Below are 13,336 nucleotides of genomic sequence, written 5' to 3'. Positions count from 1 at the left end.
TCCTGTCTCCTCTCAGTAAGGGGCCGGATCAAGGTGCGGATTCGCCTGTTGTACACGCGCGATGTCGCCGTACCGGCGCCAGATGTAGTTGATGGATGCCGCGACGTTGGCCACCGGATCGTAGATTCGGTCGGACGTGCCCGCCTGGTGGTTCTCAGCGAACGTATCGGGAATCACCTGGGCGTAACCGCGTGAGCAGTTGAGCTTGGCGCCGTCCGACTGCACCGGGCCTGTCGCGTTCGTGTCGTGCTCGTTCACGGCGTTCGGCCGGAAGGACGACTCGCGAAACATGAGAGTGAGCAGGTTCGCTCCGTTGCCGACTCCCGTGACCCAGCCCCTCGGCGCACCGGTCCTGTCGCATGCCTGCTCGGCGAACGCGCGAGCCGTGTCTTCGTCGACGGCCACTCCCGAGTTCTTCGCGAAGCCCACAGAACTCCTGGCGATGGCCCCGGGATGCCGGCAGTCCACAGTGAACCCGGATCTGGCGCCGAGCTTGGCCAGTGAGGAACAGCCGGGGAATCCATCGGCAGCCGAGCCGGTGAATCCCAGCGTGCGCTGCCACGCCGCGTAGGCCGATCTCGTCTCCTCGCCGAAGAACCCGGTGGCACCCGCGGGGATATCCACCCCGGCTGCGATCAACGCCACTTGAGTGGCCTTGACGTCATCGTTGCGCTTGCCGAACCGTACGTTGGAGAGAGCAACCATGATGCCTCCCCTCGAACGCTGGAGGTCAGGGCGTACTGGTTGGTACGGCAGGGCGCTCGCCTGAATGCCGTGGACGTTTCCATGGCGATGAGCCACCTACCGTCACGCTTGCCCCTTATTCCACCTTGCGCCTCACGGAAACCGGTCGCAAACCGCGGTAGGCGACGAGGGAAACCGGCGAATGCCCCGCGTGAAGAGGTCCGCAGGATGCGCGGATTGCAGTCCTGCCCGCTGCCCGCGCCGGAGGGCCGGCAACCCGCGCGATGAGCGTCAGGGCGGCGGGCATCGTCTCGCCACGCCGGCGCGCGGCTCCCGCAGGGCGTGGCTTCCGATATGGCGGCGCGGGCGAGCGTCGGATTTCCGATGAGACGCGTGCCTTCGGCAGGATGGGCACATGACCGAGATCCGCACACCCCGTCTCCTCCTCCGTAGCTGGCACGACGACGACCTCGCGCCGATGGCGGACATCAACGCGGACCCACGGGTCATGCGCTGGATCGACGACGGCACGGTGCGCGACCTGGACCTCACGGCCGAGGACATCGAGCGATGGGAGGAGGAGTGGGACGAGGAGGGCTTCGGACTCTTCGCCGTCGAGCTGCTGGCCTCGGGCGAACTAATCGGCTTCACGGGACTGTCCGTGCCCGAGTTCCTGCCTGAGGTGATGCCCGCAGTGGCCATCAGCTGGCGACTCGGCTCACAGTTCTGGGGCCAGGGGTACGCGTCGGAAGCCGCGCACGCCACGCTGGAGTTCGCACTGCAGGACCGCGGACTGGACCGCGTCATCAGCATCAACCGGGTAGGGGACGACGCCTCCGAGAACGTCATCCGCAAGCTCGGCATGGTGCCCGAGCGGGAGACGGCACACCCGGTGTACGGCTACCCACTGCGCGTCCACGCCATCGATCTCACCGAGTTCCAGGCGTGAACCGGCCGAGCCGTCGATCACAAGTGGCGGTCGGGTAGCGACCGGCGGGCGGACTTCTCGAGCCCGCCCGTGATGACTCGACGTCCCCTCCCCTACCCGAGCGTGAGCATCGCCTCGGCGACCTCGTCGACCGCCGCATCCGGGATCGCGGTGGCGGCCTCCTCGAGGACGAGCAGTCGTGCCCCGGGGATCTCGCGTGCGAGCGCCTCGCCGTTGCCGACGGGGAAGAACCGGTCGCGGCGGCCGTGGACGACGAGCGTGGGGGCCTCGATCCCGGGCAGGCGCTCGCGCCAGCGGGGTCCGCAGTCGAGCCTGGAGAACACCATGCCCAACTGGTTGGCCATCTGGACGGGGGATGCGGTGCCGGGCGTGCGGTCCCAGATGCGCGCGGCGATCGCGCGCGCGGCGACGGGGTCGTCGCCGAGGATCTCCGCGCCGGCGGCGGCGAACTCCGAGACAGCCTCGCGGTCGGTCCAATCGGGCATCGGACGCGTGAACAGCCGGCTCATCGTCGCCTGGTCATGGTCGGGGAGGTCGTCGTCGGGCGGTCCAGGGGCAACCGCGCGGGTGCCGACCAGGGTGAGCGCCGAGAACGCGCCCGGATGGTCGAGCACGGCCACCTGGGCGACCATCCCGCCGACGCCGACCCCCGCGAGGTGCGCGGGCCGCCCTCCGAGCGCGTACGCAAGGGCCGCCGCGTCGGCGGCGAGGTCGCGCAGGGTGTAGGCGGGCGCCTCCGGATCCGTAGTCGTCGACTCCCCGCTGTCGCGCAGGTCGTAGCGCACCACACGGCGCCCGCCGGCGGCGAGGCGCTCGCACAGTGCGTCGGGCGAGGACAGCATCGTCGGGCCGCCCGCGAGCAGGACGAGTGGCGCGTCGTCGTCACCGAACGACTCGACGCCCAGAGCGATGCCGTTGACGTCGACAGTGGTCATCGGATCACACCACCCGGAAGGACGTCGTAGGTCAGGTGCGTCGCGGTCGTCGTCGTGATCACGCTCCGCTGCACCAGCGTGTGCGGTGCTTTGCCGGTGAACAGTGGTGTCCCGGCACCCAGCACGACGGGCGCGAGGTGCAGGCTCAGCGTGTCGATCAGCCCGGCGTCGAGTGCCGAGCCGACCGTGGCGCCGCCGCCCATGAGGACGACGTCGAGGTCCCTGCCGCTGCCCGACGACGCCGCCTCGGCTCGCTCACGGGCGACGGTGACGGCGTCGGCCAGACCGGTGGTGACGAACGTCCAGGTGTGCAGGGCCTCGCCACCGGTGCCCAGACCGTTGTCCGAGCCGAGGCCGGGGCCGGTGACGAAGCCGTCGAGCGAGACCGAGATGTCGGCGATGATGCGGGTCATGCCAGGACAGACCCGATCCGTCGCCCGAACTCATCGCTCACGCTGGTGAAGGGGTGCGGCCGGGCTTCGCCCCATGTCGGGCCGGCCCACCAAGCCACGGCGAGCTGCAGCTGCCCAAGACTGATGTCGTCGCGTACGTGACGACCACCTGCGCAGCTACGGCTTGACGTCAGGTGCCGCGGTCACGGGGTAGGAGAGACCGATGACCTACGACGAGACTCGGTCGCCGACCGTATTACTGCCCTTGCTGCGTACGTCCATGGAGCGGTTGCTCGCTTCCGCGGCCGCCCTGGACGATGCCGACGTGCAAGCCCCTTCACGGCTACCTGGCTGGAGCCGTGCGCACGTACTCACCCACATCGCGCGCAGCGCCGATTCCCGCACCCGGCTGCTCACTGCGGCCCGCACGGGCGCGGATCTGCCGCAGTACAGGGACGAGGCCCAGCGGGAACGGGAGATCGAGGAGGGAGCCGGGCGCCCGGCCGCCGAGCTGGCCGGTGATCTGGAGGCCGCGCTCCACCGATTCCTGAGGGCCGCCGACAGCCAGCCGGAGCACACGTGGGACGTACCGGTGCGCTGGCTCGGCGGAGGTCTGCGCCCGGTGCGCGGCACCATCCGCAGCATGCTGCGCGAGGTGGAGGTGCACCACACCGATCTGGCGACGGGCCACAGGCCGACGGACTGGCCGCCCTGCCTCGTGGAGCGGGAACTGGCCGGTACGGCGGAGACGCTCAACGACCGACCCGACGCCCCTGCCATGGCCTTGCTCGCCGACGACGACCAGGTTCTGCGCCAGGTCGGTGACGGCGGGGGGCCACGAGTTTCGGGACCTGCGGCAGAACTGCTGGGCTGGCTGACCGGCCGCACGGACGGAACCGTACTGACGGTCGATCCGCCCGGCCCCCTGCCGACCGTGCCCGCCTGGCGAAGCTGACCTGCGGTGGGCAAGTGCAAGGGCGCGGGGCAGGCAGGCGGTTCGTCTGGCGCGTGGCCGCCTGCCCGTGCCTGATCAAGCGTCAGGCGCCTGCCGACTGTGGTCCCTGACCGACTTCTCGATGATGCGCGCACACTCGGTGAACGTCTCGATCTGGTCGGGGGTCAGATCACGGACGGAAATCCGCTCCAGGGTGCGCCACATGTCGGCGATGGGCTCCTGCAGGGCGCGCCCCGTGTCGGTGAGGCTGACCACCATGACCCGCCGGTCGTGGGCAGCGGGCTCCCGGGTGAGCAGGCCGGCCTCCTGCATGCGGCGAAGCGACTTGGAGACGGTGGAGTGGTCGAGGCCCACACGCTCCAGCAGCTCCGCCTGTGTCTGGCCGTCGCGGTCGAAGAGCTGCATCAACAGCAGCTCCTGTCCCGGATGCAGGTTCAGGGCGCGCAGCATGGCGGCGGCGTGGCCGCGGTGGGCGCGGGCGAGCTGGAAGATGGCGTAGCTCAACCGCCCGTCGAGCGCCGTGTTCGGCGGCTCCGATGAGGTGGTGTCGGGCATTGCTGCTCCCTGATCTCAGGAGTGGGGGTGATGGGTCAGTCGACAGTCAGGACGATCTTGCCGCGGTTGTGGCCGGCGTCGCTGGCCTGCTGCGCGTTGGCCGCTTCGGCGAGGGGGTAGGTGGCGCTGATCGTGGTCGTCAGCGTGCCGTCGGCGGCCTGCTGGGCCAGTTCGGCCAGCCGGGCGGCGGAGCGGCGCTGGGGGCCCTCGGCGAAGACGATACCGAGTTCACGGGCGCGGAAGTCGGCGGTGGTGACGATCCGGTCGGTGCCGCCGCGCAGGGTGATGGAGTCCTCCAGTGCGCCCTTGCCCGCGGCGTCGAAGACGGCGTCCACCCCTCCGGGGGCGAGCTCGCGGACCCGCTCGACCAGGTTGTCCCCGTAGACCAGCGCGGTCGCGCCAAGTGAGGTGACGTACTCCTGGTTGGCCGGTCCGGCGGTACCGATGACGCGGGCGCCGCGGGCGACGGCGAGCTGGACGGCGATGGTGCCGAGCGCGCCCGACGCGCCGTGGATCAGCAGGGTCTCGCCGCGCTTGACGTCGAGCAGGTCCAGGACCCGCTCGGCGCCGTCGCTCGCCACCGGCAGCGCGGCGGCGTGTGTCCAGTCCAGGCCGGCCGGCTTGGGCGCGAGGACGTTCGCGGGTGCCAGGGCGTACTGGGCGTAGGAGCCGGTGTCGGACCAGCCCAGGACCTCGTCCCCCACCTTCAGGTGGTCGACGTCCTCGCCGACGGCGTCGACCACACCGGCGATCTCCCCGCCGGGCACGGCGGGCAGCGTGGTGGGGAAGATGGCCTCCATGACACCGGAGCGGATCTTGCCGTCCACCGGGTTCACTCCGACCGCCCGGACGCGGACCCGGACCTGGCCGGGCCCGGGCTGAGGGATGTCGAGCTCCGCCTCGTGCAGGACCTCGGTGCCGCCGAACGTGTCGAAAACGATGGCCTTCATGACTGGTCTCCTCGAGTGGGATGCCGCGCCGACCAACTTCCGTGGCCAGCCACATAAAAGTAGCACCGTTTATGTGGCTAGCCAAGTAATCGGTGACCGGCCGACGGCCGTCGCCTCCGGATGGACGTCGTTCCCGGTGAGCCGGTCGGGTGCCGGCGCACGGCTCACCGTCGACGGAATGACGTCTCAGCCGATCGGCCCGGCCCCGGTCGCGGCGACGGACAGCTCCCACAGGCGTGCGGCGGAGGCCCGGTCGACGGCGTAACTGCGGACCCAGCCGTCGTCCATCGGCCCGTCCCCGCCGGTGACCCGCGCCACCTCGCAGTCCTCCAGGTAGAGCCCGCCGCGTCCGGCCAGAAGTGGGGATGTCGCCGCCCACAGGCCGGTGGCGGCGCCCTGCGACGGGCTCTTGAAGCCCTCGCCGATCACGGTGCCCTGCGGGTCCACCCAGCCCAGCGCTACCTGCTCGCCGCGCGTCAGATCCCGTTGAAGGCCGGTGATGATGCTTCCCGGGTGGAGGGCGAACGCCCGGATGCCGTCGCCACGGCCGAGGGCGTCCAGGTGGACGGCGAACAGGACGTTGGCGGTCTTGGCCTGCCCGTACGCCTGCCAGCGGTCGTAACCGCCACGGAAGTGCGGGTCGCGCCAGCGGAAGTCGGTGATGCCGTGGCCACTGGAACTGTAGACGACGACACGGGCACCCTGCGCATCGCGTAGGAGCGGGTACAACTCGCTCACCAAGGCGAAGTGCCCGAAGTGATTGGCGGCCAGCTGGTACTCCCAACCGGGCCCGACGCGCCGCTCGGGGGTGGCCATCACCCCGGCGACAGCCATGAAGAAGTCGAGCCGGTCCACCGACTCCCGGATGCGTGCGGCGGCGGCACGGACGCTGCCGAGGTCGGTCAGGTCCATGGGGACTATCTCGCAGGCGGCGCCGCGGAGCCCTGCGAGCGCCTCCCGGGCTGCTTCGGGGCGGCGCGCGGGAACGATGACCCGGGCTCCGGCGGCCGCCAGGGCCAGCGTGGTCTCCAGGCCGAGGCCGGAGTAGCCGCCGGTGACGACGACGGTCCTGCCGAGGAGGTCGACCCCGGCCATGACCTCCTCGGCGGTGGAGGCGGCGGAGAACGGGGAGTTGATCGGGTGCTGCGCGACAGCGGTTCGAATGCTCATGCCAGGGACGCTACGAGCTAGAGGAAGGTCTAGATCAAGCCCTAGAGTGACCCGCATGGCGACCATCGAAAAGCTCACTGAATCGCTCGGCATCGGCGAGGTCGCCGAGCGCACCGGCCTGAGCGTCCACGCCCTGCGCTTCTACGAGCGCGAGGGCCTGCTGGTCGGCCCGGTCCACCGCACCGCGGGCGGCCGCCGGCGCTACAGCCCCACCGACGTCGACTGGTTGGGAATCTGCGTCCGGCTGAGGGAGTCCGGGATGCCCCTCGCCGAACTGAAGCGCTTCGCCGGACTGGTTCGGCAGGGCCCGGGCAACGAGCCGGAGCGACTGAGGCTCCTCGACGCCCACCAACGCCGGGTCGAGGAGCAGATCCGCGCCCTGGAGGAGTGCCGCTCCGTCATCGCCCGGAAGGTCGGCGTCTACGCCGACCACGTCGCACGCGGTGCTGCCGCCGGGCTGTGGGACCCGACGACTGCCGCGGACTGAGCCGTTGCCGACTCTCTATGCCGCCGATCGCCACCGACAGGTCCACAGGTGTGCATACAGCCAGGTAGTCCACCTCGCCTGCCGCAGCGCGCGTCAGCTCTCGCTCCACGTGGCGCAGATGGCTGGTCGAGCCCGGCCAGGTGCACGCTGGCAGATCCTGGGCGGGCGGCCGCGTCAGTGGGCGCCGCCCTCGCAGATCGTGCCCGTGGAGTTCCACAGGCATGAGCGCAACCAGACGTTGCGGACCTTGACCGTTGCGTGCTTGCCGTAGTTCCACGATTCGCTGCCCTTGCCGCCGCTCGTCTTCGCCAGGGTCCTCTGGGTGGGCACCCACTGCGACCCGTTCCAGTACTCGTACATCACCTGCGCCAGCGCGCCGTAGCCGTCGCCGGCGGTGTCACGCGCGTAGCCGTAGACCGACGCGTTGCCGCTGGAGTTCCAGGAGATCTCCACGTAACTCCGCGCACCCCTCCAGTCCGAGGAGGTGTACCGGTAGCCGGCGTAACTCTTCCACGGGCTCTCCCAGTGGCCCGCGGCCGAGGCCTGAGGGGCGAGCCCCACGGTCATGGCCGCCGTCGCCGCGAAGACACCGCAGATCATGGACATGCGTCCGACGCGCATTCGGTTCCCCGTTCTTCCCGCCCCGCATGGAGGCTCCGTCGTGAGCCCCCATGCTGGCGGCTGCGTGACCTCCCGGTCGTCACACCGGTGGTTGAGCCGGGGTAAACCTGTGGGGTACCGCGGAAGGATGAGCGGTGGCCGCGCGGCAGGGATCCTTCTCGTCCCGCACCGAAGCCGTACGGTGCGGGACGAGATCGGGGCCGGCCTCAGGACACGGGCGGCCTAGTGGTTCTGTCCGGTCGAGTAGCGGAACTCGCCGCGGTAGCAGCCGATGATGACGTTGACCTTGTTGCTGGGCGGCTTACCGCAGTACTCCTTCGACGTGTACCAGGAGCTGACGCGCGGCACCTTCGCCTCGGGCGCCTTGGCCCAGGTCCGGTACATGGTGCCGTTGGCCTTCCACGCCTTCAGGCGCTTGCAGTGGGCGTCGAGGCGCCAGTAGTACTCCCCGCCGAGGGATCGGAACTGCACGCTGACGTTGTCGTTGACCCGGAACAGGCCGGTCGTCCTGTCCCACAGGAAGGTCTTGCGGGGCTTGTACTGCTCCCAGCGGGTGTTGCAGTCCGTCGGGACCCGCTTGGCGGCGGCCGCCTCGATGGTGTCGGAGTTGGACGGGGCGTCGCTGCCCAGAGGGAAGCCGCCGTTGACGGCGGTCGCTCCGGTGGCTGCGGCGAGTGCGCCCGTGAGAAGTGCGGCGATCACCAGCGGGCGACGACGGGGCGCCCTGGCTCGAGTGCTGCGCATGCTGATGCTCCTTGTGGCAGTGATGGATGGTTCGGCCCCGCGCCTCAGGACGGGCGACGGAACGAGGGAGAAGGCGCTCCGCCCGGTCCGTGTCAGAGCGATCCGGTCGGCCGGGGAGGGTTCGACGCCCGTCGCCGAACGGCGTCTGAACGAGGCGCAGTCCCGGGTTGTGCGGGGCGGTGGAAGAAGCATTGCCCCGTGGTCCAGGGCGGGGCAACGGGCAGCGGCGGCCTGGACAGTCCCGAGTCGTCCATGCAGGTCACCGGCGGTGTCCACGGGTAGGACGCCGTCTCTTCACCGAGGTGCCGCAGGGCGCTGGGAGGCCGGGACTGTCCCGGACGCCAGAAGATCTGGCGAGACACCGACACGACACAACAGCCTCCTTCCAGGCCGCGTGATCGCGGCCTCGTCGAAGGAGGTTGTGATGACACGGCAGACCCAGCTCCCGCCCCCGGTGCGGACCCGCAGAGAGCCCACCCCGCAACGGAGCGCCCGGCCGGTGCCGCGGCTGCCCCGCAGGCCGCGCGTTCGGAACGCGAGCACCAGCAGGATCCGTACCTTCGTGTGGGGCGCGGCAGGACTGGTCGTGGCGCTCGTGCTGTCCCTGCTCGCGGGCGCGCTGCTGGCCGTGCACGGCCCGTCGTCGCCGTCGGCTGACGGGCCGTCGGTCACGCTCCAGCCGAAGCCGCCGGCCGATGCCGAGCCCGTGACGGTTGCACCGGCCGAGCCGGGTCCTGCCCCAGAGCCGATGAAGTTCCAGAAGGTCACCCTGCGGCCTGGTGCCACACTGTGGGGACTGGCCCAGACGCACGGCACCAGCGTGAAGGTGCTTCAGCGCCTCAACCACCTGGGTTCCTCGACGCTGATCTACGCCGGGAAGACGCTGAAGGTTCCCGCCGGCCCGGACACCGCCGACTCGGTGCGCCGGCCGAAGGCCGCACAGCACCCGCGGACCACGTCCGTACCGGACGCGCAGGCCGGCCCGAAGTCCACGCATGAGCCCGCCGCCCGGGCGAAGTCGGCGCCGAGCACCGTCATCGCGTTCGCCAGGAAGCAGTTGGGCAAGCCCTATGTCTGGGGCGGCGCCGGTCCTCGCGGCTTCGACTGCTCCGGGCTGGTGATGCGGGCCTGGGCCACAGCCGGGGTGAAGCTCCCGCGCACCACCTGGGACCAGATACGCGCCGGCAGCGCCACCACCCGCGGCCGCCTGGTGCCCGGTGACCTGGTCCTGTCCTACGGCGGCGGCCACGTGGGTCTGTACATCGGCAAGGGCAGGGTCATCCACGCCCCCGGCCCGGCACCACGGTCACCGTCGCGCCGCTGCCCGCCCCCGGCGACGTCGTCGCCTACCGACACATCCGGGCCTGACCGAGCCGCGTGCAGCGCAGCCGACCTGGTCGTGGACGGGTTTCGCCACCGAGCAGTCGAACACATCCGAACGAAGCTGGGAAACGGTACTCATGAACAGATCAACGGGCTTTAGGCTCCCCTGGTATCCGAGAGACAGGGGAGAGCTGATGGAGCGGGGGCCGGATCCGGCTGCGGCAAGCAGCCCGGCTGAATTCGTGGCAGTGATGCGGCAGTTACGCCGCTGGGCGGACGTGAGCTACCGGCAGCTGGAACGCAACGCCACCGATGCCGGCGACGTCCTGCCCCGCGCGACGATCTCGGCCGCCCTCGGCCGTGACGACCTGCCCCGTGAAGAACTCCTGGCCGCCTACGTGCGAGCCTGCGGCGGCGACGACGAAACGGTGGCCGCCTGGCTCGAGGCCCGCCGGCGCCTGTCGATGACCGACCCCACGGCACCACCGCCCGTTCCCGAGGGCGCGCCCGCGACCGCCGCTGCCCAGGACGACGAGGACACCCCCCAGGAGACACCGCGGGACCTCGCGGCCCATGCCCACGAGGACCAGCACGACTCGGACACCGGCCCAGCCGCTGCACCGCTCCGGGCCGGTGACGGTGACGGTGACGCCGCCCCGGACCGTCGGTCGGCCTGGCGACGGCACAGCCCTCAGGCCGCGATCGCCGCCTGTGTCGTCGCCGGGGTACTGGCGCTGACGTTCTGGCCGCACGACAACCGTTCCGACGGCAACCGCGCGGACCGTGCGCCCACCGGCGTTCCCTCCTCGGGCACCACGCCCAGTGCGCCAGCCGGCGTCCAGCCCTCGGGTACCGCGCCCGGCGCGGGAGGGGAGACGAAGGATGCCGGTCCCTCGCCCACCACCGAGCTGGTCCCCCCGCCTGTCGACCCGCCGGCCGAGCGGGAGGAAGCGACGCCGAGTACGCGCCCCACTCACGCGCGCACGGCAGCTGCCCGGATGCCGGCCTCCGGAGCGGCGCGCATCCATCCCGCCTCCGCGTCCTCCCGGTGTCTCACCGAAGGCCGCGAACGCAACGGGCGCACCGACCGCGAGATCGCCGTCCAGCACCCCTGCGCCGACTCCCCCCTGCCCCGCGTCGAGCTCGAGAAGCTGGAAGACGCGATCTACCGCATCCGGTGGTACCACCCCGGCCCCGGCAAGGGCCTGGGATGTCTCGCCGTGGACGACTCCCTGACTTCCTCCGGCGCCCTGCTCGCCCCGTGGGACTGCGCGGACGGCGACAACCAGAAGTTCCGCCTGGAGGCGTCCGGCGACGGCTTCCGGCTCCGGCCGCTCCACAGCGGCCTGTGCATCGGGTTCCTCCCCCCGGTCACCGACGGTGCCGAGGCAGTGCAGACCGCCTGCACCGGCGCCTCCGACCAGGTATTCACCTTCACATCAGCCTGACCGACTGTTCTCCATCCGTTCGGGTGGCCGAGCGACGGACCAGGGCGGCGGGCGCGGCCGCGCCCGGCGTGACCGTGCGCACCGGGCTTCAGTTGCGGGCCGCCGGGCATGGACGTGGGGCCCTACGGATGCGGCTGAGCCGGAACGCGGTGATGGTGGAGAGACTGCGGCAGGACTACACCGACACGATGGGCGGATGCGCCGATGGACAAAACGGAGCTCCTCGATTTGACGGCACGCCGTGTGGCAAAGGCCTCGGGTGGGGGTCAACCGGGCAGTGAGGACGTCACACGCGTCTTCGACGCCCTTTTCGGCACCGTCGAGCATCCTGGAACGATCGCCGAAGCGCTGAGGTCGAAGGGGAGGGTCGGCCTGGGCAGCTTCGGCAGCATGGCGCAGGAGGAGGGCACGGCTTCCTTCCGGCCGGGCAAGGCGCTGACCGAGTATCTGCGTGGCGAGGTCGAATGAGCACCCTGCACATCACCCTTCGGTGCGGGCTCCTCCTGAGCGGCTCATGGCGCAACTGACGCTCAACGCCACCGGTCCGGCAGCGCCCGGCACCGTCTGGGAGCGCTACGTGCGCGTGGACCGGTGGGCGTCCTGGTCACCGCAGATCAGGGCCGTCCATACCGACGGCCCGTACATAACCCCAGCACTCCGAGGGACGGTCGAATCGTTCGCGGGTCTGCGGATTCCCTTCGTCATCGAGAGCGTCGACCACCACCATCGGACGTGGTCGTGGAGAGTCCGCCTGGGGCCGGTCCGGCTGCGCCTCCACCACGCCGTACGGCCCGACCCGCAGGGCAGCTCCGCCGGCCTCACCTTGTGCGGCCCGATGCCCGTCCTGGCCGGCTACGCCCCGCTGGCACGACTCGCTCTCAGACGTCTGGTCCGGCCGTGAACCTGCCCACGGCGACACAGTGCCCCGGGCAGGACTTGTACGTCGGCCCCGCGTGGCTTCGTCGACGAGGACGGACAGCGGACGTTCACCGCTTCGGGAGGCATCCGAGCCGTCCCGGAAATGGAACGCCTCGCCTTCCCGGGCGTCTGGCGGAGGCGGATCTTCAGACGTGCCGCTGTCGGGCGAAGGGCCCGCACAGGGCTGCCCATTGCAGGAGCAGGATGGTCTTGCCGTCGGTGATGCGCCCGTCGCGGACCATGGTGAGGGCCTCGGCGAAGGGGAGTTCGAGGACTTCGATGTCCTCGCCCTCCTCCGCGAGTCCTCCGCCCGTGCCGGTCCGGTCGGCCGGGGTGTAGGGGGCGGCGAAGAAGTGGAGGCGCTCGGTGACGGAGCCCGGGCTCATGTAGGCATCGAGCACGTGGGTGAGCGGACCGAGTCCGACGCCGAGTTCCTCGGCGCTCTCGCGCCGGATCGCGGCGTGCGCGTCGTCCTCGTCGAGCAGTCCGGCCGCCGCCTCGATGAGCATGCCGTCCGGGTGGCCGTTCACGTAGGCCGGATAGCGGAACTGGCGGGTGAGCAGGACGCGGCTGCGTTCGGTGTCGTAGGGCAGGACGACGGCGCCGTTGCCGCGGTCGTAGGTCTCGCGCTGCTGGGTCTGCCACCGTCCGTCGCGGCGCCGGTAGTCGAAGGTGGTGCGACGCAGGACGTGCCAGCCCTGGGAGGTGAGTTCGACGTCGCGTATCCGGACGTCGGGGTTGCGGTCGAGGTCTCGTCCGGCGAGGTGGAGACCGGTGCGTCCGCGGTGATCGGGGGCGTCGACACCCGGGCGGCTCGTCACCTGGTCTCCTGAGGGGTGCGGTGCGGAATCTTGGCGGCGTCGTGGTAGACGGGCAGGCCTCGGCGGCGGGCGGTGGCTACGTCCTGGTCGGCACCGGCGGAGTCGCCCGGCAGGCGCAGCACGGCGTCGCAATGGGCGAGCAGCCGGTCGGCGGTCGGGTAGAGCACCCGGTCGGCGAGGGGGTCGGTGGGGCCCGCGCCGGCGGAGCGGAGGACGGGCAGGGCGATCCACTCGCCGATCACGGGGAGGTGGCCGGCCGCGAAGACGGGCCAGGCCGCTGCTTCCAGACGGGCGAGATTGGCGGCCATGGCCTGCGGATCGCCGTCGGTGCCGGAGCGGTAGGGGCCTGCGATGAGGATGAGCAGTGGCTTGTCGGTCATGACG

General features: G+C 71.0%; 17 protein-coding genes and 1 pseudogene. 7 read left to right on the top strand and 11 right to left on the bottom strand.

Annotation, left to right across the window (positions count from 1 at the left end; all coding sequences use genetic code 11):
• Positions 1–12: 12 nt before the first annotated feature.
• Positions 13–705, bottom strand: a complete 693-nt coding sequence (locus tag ACFWJB_RS14670) for a transglycosylase SLT domain-containing protein (protein WP_386922503.1) — start codon at positions 703–705, stop codon at positions 13–15.
• Positions 706–1,099: 394 nt separating this feature from the next.
• Here ACFWJB_RS14670 and ACFWJB_RS14665 point away from each other — a divergent pair, with 394 nt between their 5' ends.
• Positions 1,100–1,633, top strand: coding sequence for a GNAT family N-acetyltransferase (locus ACFWJB_RS14665; RefSeq protein WP_385464356.1), 534 nt, complete (start codon positions 1,100–1,102; stop codon positions 1,631–1,633).
• Positions 1,634–1,725: 92 nt separating this feature from the next.
• On the opposite strand, the gene ACFWJB_RS14660 is transcribed toward ACFWJB_RS14665, so the two are convergent.
• Entirely contained in the window at positions 1,726–2,568 is an 843-nt protein-coding gene (locus ACFWJB_RS14660; RefSeq protein WP_386922500.1) for an alpha/beta fold hydrolase, read from the bottom strand.
• Entirely contained in the window at positions 2,565–2,981 is a 417-nt protein-coding gene (locus tag ACFWJB_RS14655) for a dihydrofolate reductase family protein (protein ID WP_386922498.1), read from the bottom strand. The genes ACFWJB_RS14660 and ACFWJB_RS14655 overlap by 4 nt, the downstream gene beginning before the upstream one ends.
• A 202-nt stretch (positions 2,982–3,183) precedes the next feature.
• Between ACFWJB_RS14655 and ACFWJB_RS14650 the strand changes: the two genes are divergently transcribed.
• Positions 3,184–3,915 carry a maleylpyruvate isomerase family mycothiol-dependent enzyme gene (locus ACFWJB_RS14650; RefSeq protein WP_386922496.1) on the top strand — a complete coding sequence of 244 codons (732 nt, stop codon included), beginning with the start codon at positions 3,184–3,186 and terminating at the stop codon, positions 3,913–3,915.
• A gap of 75 nt (positions 3,916–3,990) precedes the next feature.
• Here ACFWJB_RS14650 and ACFWJB_RS14645 read toward each other — a convergent pair whose 3' ends face one another.
• The 3 genes from ACFWJB_RS14645 to ACFWJB_RS14635 form a co-directional block, all read right to left on the bottom strand.
• Complete coding sequence (locus ACFWJB_RS14645) at positions 3,991–4,470, bottom strand: MarR family winged helix-turn-helix transcriptional regulator (protein WP_386922494.1); 480 nt, start codon at positions 4,468–4,470, stop codon at positions 3,991–3,993.
• A gap of 35 nt (positions 4,471–4,505) precedes the next feature.
• Positions 4,506–5,420, bottom strand: coding sequence for an NADP-dependent oxidoreductase (locus ACFWJB_RS14640; protein WP_386922492.1), 915 nt, complete (start codon positions 5,418–5,420; stop codon positions 4,506–4,508).
• Between the two features lie 186 nt (positions 5,421–5,606).
• Complete coding sequence (locus ACFWJB_RS14635; RefSeq protein WP_386922490.1) at positions 5,607–6,590, bottom strand: oxidoreductase; 984 nt, start codon at positions 6,588–6,590, stop codon at positions 5,607–5,609.
• A 55-nt stretch (positions 6,591–6,645) separates the two neighbouring features.
• On the opposite strand from ACFWJB_RS14635, the gene ACFWJB_RS14630 reads away from it, so the two are divergent.
• Positions 6,646–7,077, top strand: coding sequence for a MerR family transcriptional regulator (locus tag ACFWJB_RS14630; protein ID WP_386922488.1), 432 nt, complete (start codon positions 6,646–6,648; stop codon positions 7,075–7,077).
• A 13-nt stretch (positions 7,078–7,090) separates the two neighbouring features.
• On the opposite strand, the pseudogene ACFWJB_RS14625 reads toward ACFWJB_RS14630, so the two are convergent.
• The 3 genes and pseudogenes from ACFWJB_RS14625 to ACFWJB_RS14615 form a co-directional block, all read right to left on the bottom strand.
• Positions 7,091–7,300 (bottom strand): annotated as a pseudogene (locus ACFWJB_RS14625) (hypothetical protein); the annotation flags it as partial.
• A complete protein-coding gene (locus ACFWJB_RS14620; protein ID WP_386922486.1) occupies positions 7,252–7,698 on the bottom strand; it encodes a hypothetical protein in 447 nt (148 codons plus the stop codon). The pseudogene ACFWJB_RS14625 and the gene ACFWJB_RS14620, both read right to left, overlap by 49 nt.
• A 222-nt stretch (positions 7,699–7,920) precedes the next feature.
• A complete protein-coding gene (locus tag ACFWJB_RS14615; RefSeq protein ID WP_386922484.1) occupies positions 7,921–8,442 on the bottom strand; it encodes a hypothetical protein in 522 nt (173 codons plus the stop codon).
• Positions 8,443–8,866: 424 nt separating this feature from the next.
• Between ACFWJB_RS14615 and ACFWJB_RS14610 the strand changes: the two genes are divergently transcribed.
• The 4 genes from ACFWJB_RS14610 (at position 8,867) to ACFWJB_RS14595 (ending at position 12,114) form a co-directional block, all read left to right on the top strand.
• Positions 8,867–9,925, top strand: coding sequence for an NlpC/P60 family protein (locus ACFWJB_RS14610; RefSeq protein ID WP_386922482.1), 1,059 nt, complete (start codon positions 8,867–8,869; stop codon positions 9,923–9,925).
• Between the two features lie 91 nt (positions 9,926–10,016).
• A complete protein-coding gene (locus tag ACFWJB_RS14605; RefSeq protein ID WP_386922480.1) occupies positions 10,017–11,213 on the top strand; it encodes an RICIN domain-containing protein in 1,197 nt (398 codons plus the stop codon).
• A gap of 204 nt (positions 11,214–11,417) precedes the next feature.
• Positions 11,418–11,681 carry a hypothetical protein gene (locus tag ACFWJB_RS14600; protein ID WP_385465324.1) on the top strand — a complete coding sequence of 88 codons (264 nt, stop codon included), beginning with the start codon at positions 11,418–11,420 and terminating at the stop codon, positions 11,679–11,681.
• 46 nt (positions 11,682–11,727) lie between these two features.
• A complete protein-coding gene (locus ACFWJB_RS14595; RefSeq protein ID WP_386922478.1) occupies positions 11,728–12,114 on the top strand; it encodes an SRPBCC family protein in 387 nt (128 codons plus the stop codon).
• 163 nt (positions 12,115–12,277) lie between these two features.
• Here the strand turns inward: ACFWJB_RS14595 and ACFWJB_RS14590 are convergent, their stop codons facing one another.
• Positions 12,278–12,952 (bottom strand): NUDIX domain-containing protein, encoded by a 675-nt coding sequence (locus tag ACFWJB_RS14590; protein ID WP_386922476.1) that lies wholly within the window; start codon positions 12,950–12,952, stop codon positions 12,278–12,280.
• A complete protein-coding gene (locus ACFWJB_RS14585; protein WP_386922474.1) occupies positions 12,949–13,332 on the bottom strand; it encodes a DUF4406 domain-containing protein in 384 nt (127 codons plus the stop codon). The genes ACFWJB_RS14590 and ACFWJB_RS14585 overlap by 4 nt, the downstream gene beginning before the upstream one ends.
• Positions 13,333–13,336: the final 4 nt, after the last annotated feature.

Origin of the sequence: Streptomyces sp. NPDC127100 (assembly GCF_042724095.1) — a bacterium.
Taxonomy (GTDB): Bacteria; Actinomycetota; Actinomycetes; order Streptomycetales; family Streptomycetaceae; genus Streptomyces.
The sequence above is the reverse complement of the archived record's forward strand: the minus strand, read 5'-3'. Positions and strand labels throughout refer to the sequence as shown.

What these genes read in the sequence shown, in the direction of transcription:
- ACFWJB_RS14595 (WP_386922478.1), top strand. Translation starts at nt 11,728, where the DNA reads ATGGCGCAACTGACGCTCAACGCCACCGGTCCGGCAGCGCCCGGCACC.
- ACFWJB_RS14665 (WP_385464356.1), top strand. Translation starts at nt 1,100, where the DNA reads ATGACCGAGATCCGCACACCCCGTCTCCTCCTCCGTAGCTGGCACGAC.
- ACFWJB_RS14660 (WP_386922500.1), bottom strand. Translation starts at nt 2,568, where the DNA reads ATGACCACTGTCGACGTCAACGGCATCGCTCTGGGCGTCGAGTCGTTC.
- ACFWJB_RS14630 (WP_386922488.1), top strand. Translation starts at nt 6,646, where the DNA reads ATGGCGACCATCGAAAAGCTCACTGAATCGCTCGGCATCGGCGAGGTC.
- ACFWJB_RS14645 (WP_386922494.1), bottom strand. Translation starts at nt 4,470, where the DNA reads ATGCCCGACACCACCTCATCGGAGCCGCCGAACACGGCGCTCGACGGG.
- ACFWJB_RS14670 (WP_386922503.1), bottom strand. Translation starts at nt 705, where the DNA reads ATGGTTGCTCTCTCCAACGTACGGTTCGGCAAGCGCAACGATGACGTC.
- ACFWJB_RS14605 (WP_386922480.1), top strand. Translation starts at nt 10,017, where the DNA reads ATGCGGCAGTTACGCCGCTGGGCGGACGTGAGCTACCGGCAGCTGGAA.
- ACFWJB_RS14650 (WP_386922496.1), top strand. Translation starts at nt 3,184, where the DNA reads ATGACCTACGACGAGACTCGGTCGCCGACCGTATTACTGCCCTTGCTG.
- ACFWJB_RS14600 (WP_385465324.1), top strand. Translation starts at nt 11,418, where the DNA reads ATGGACAAAACGGAGCTCCTCGATTTGACGGCACGCCGTGTGGCAAAG.
- ACFWJB_RS14610 (WP_386922482.1), top strand. Translation starts at nt 8,867, where the DNA reads ATGACACGGCAGACCCAGCTCCCGCCCCCGGTGCGGACCCGCAGAGAG.
- ACFWJB_RS14635 (WP_386922490.1), bottom strand. Translation starts at nt 6,590, where the DNA reads ATGAGCATTCGAACCGCTGTCGCGCAGCACCCGATCAACTCCCCGTTC.
- ACFWJB_RS14655 (WP_386922498.1), bottom strand. Translation starts at nt 2,981, where the DNA reads ATGACCCGCATCATCGCCGACATCTCGGTCTCGCTCGACGGCTTCGTC.
- ACFWJB_RS14620 (WP_386922486.1), bottom strand. Translation starts at nt 7,698, where the DNA reads ATGCGCGTCGGACGCATGTCCATGATCTGCGGTGTCTTCGCGGCGACG.
- ACFWJB_RS14640 (WP_386922492.1), bottom strand. Translation starts at nt 5,420, where the DNA reads ATGAAGGCCATCGTTTTCGACACGTTCGGCGGCACCGAGGTCCTGCAC.
- ACFWJB_RS14585 (WP_386922474.1), bottom strand. Translation starts at nt 13,332, where the DNA reads ATGACCGACAAGCCACTGCTCATCCTCATCGCAGGCCCCTACCGCTCC.
- ACFWJB_RS14615 (WP_386922484.1), bottom strand. Translation starts at nt 8,442, where the DNA reads ATGCGCAGCACTCGAGCCAGGGCGCCCCGTCGTCGCCCGCTGGTGATC.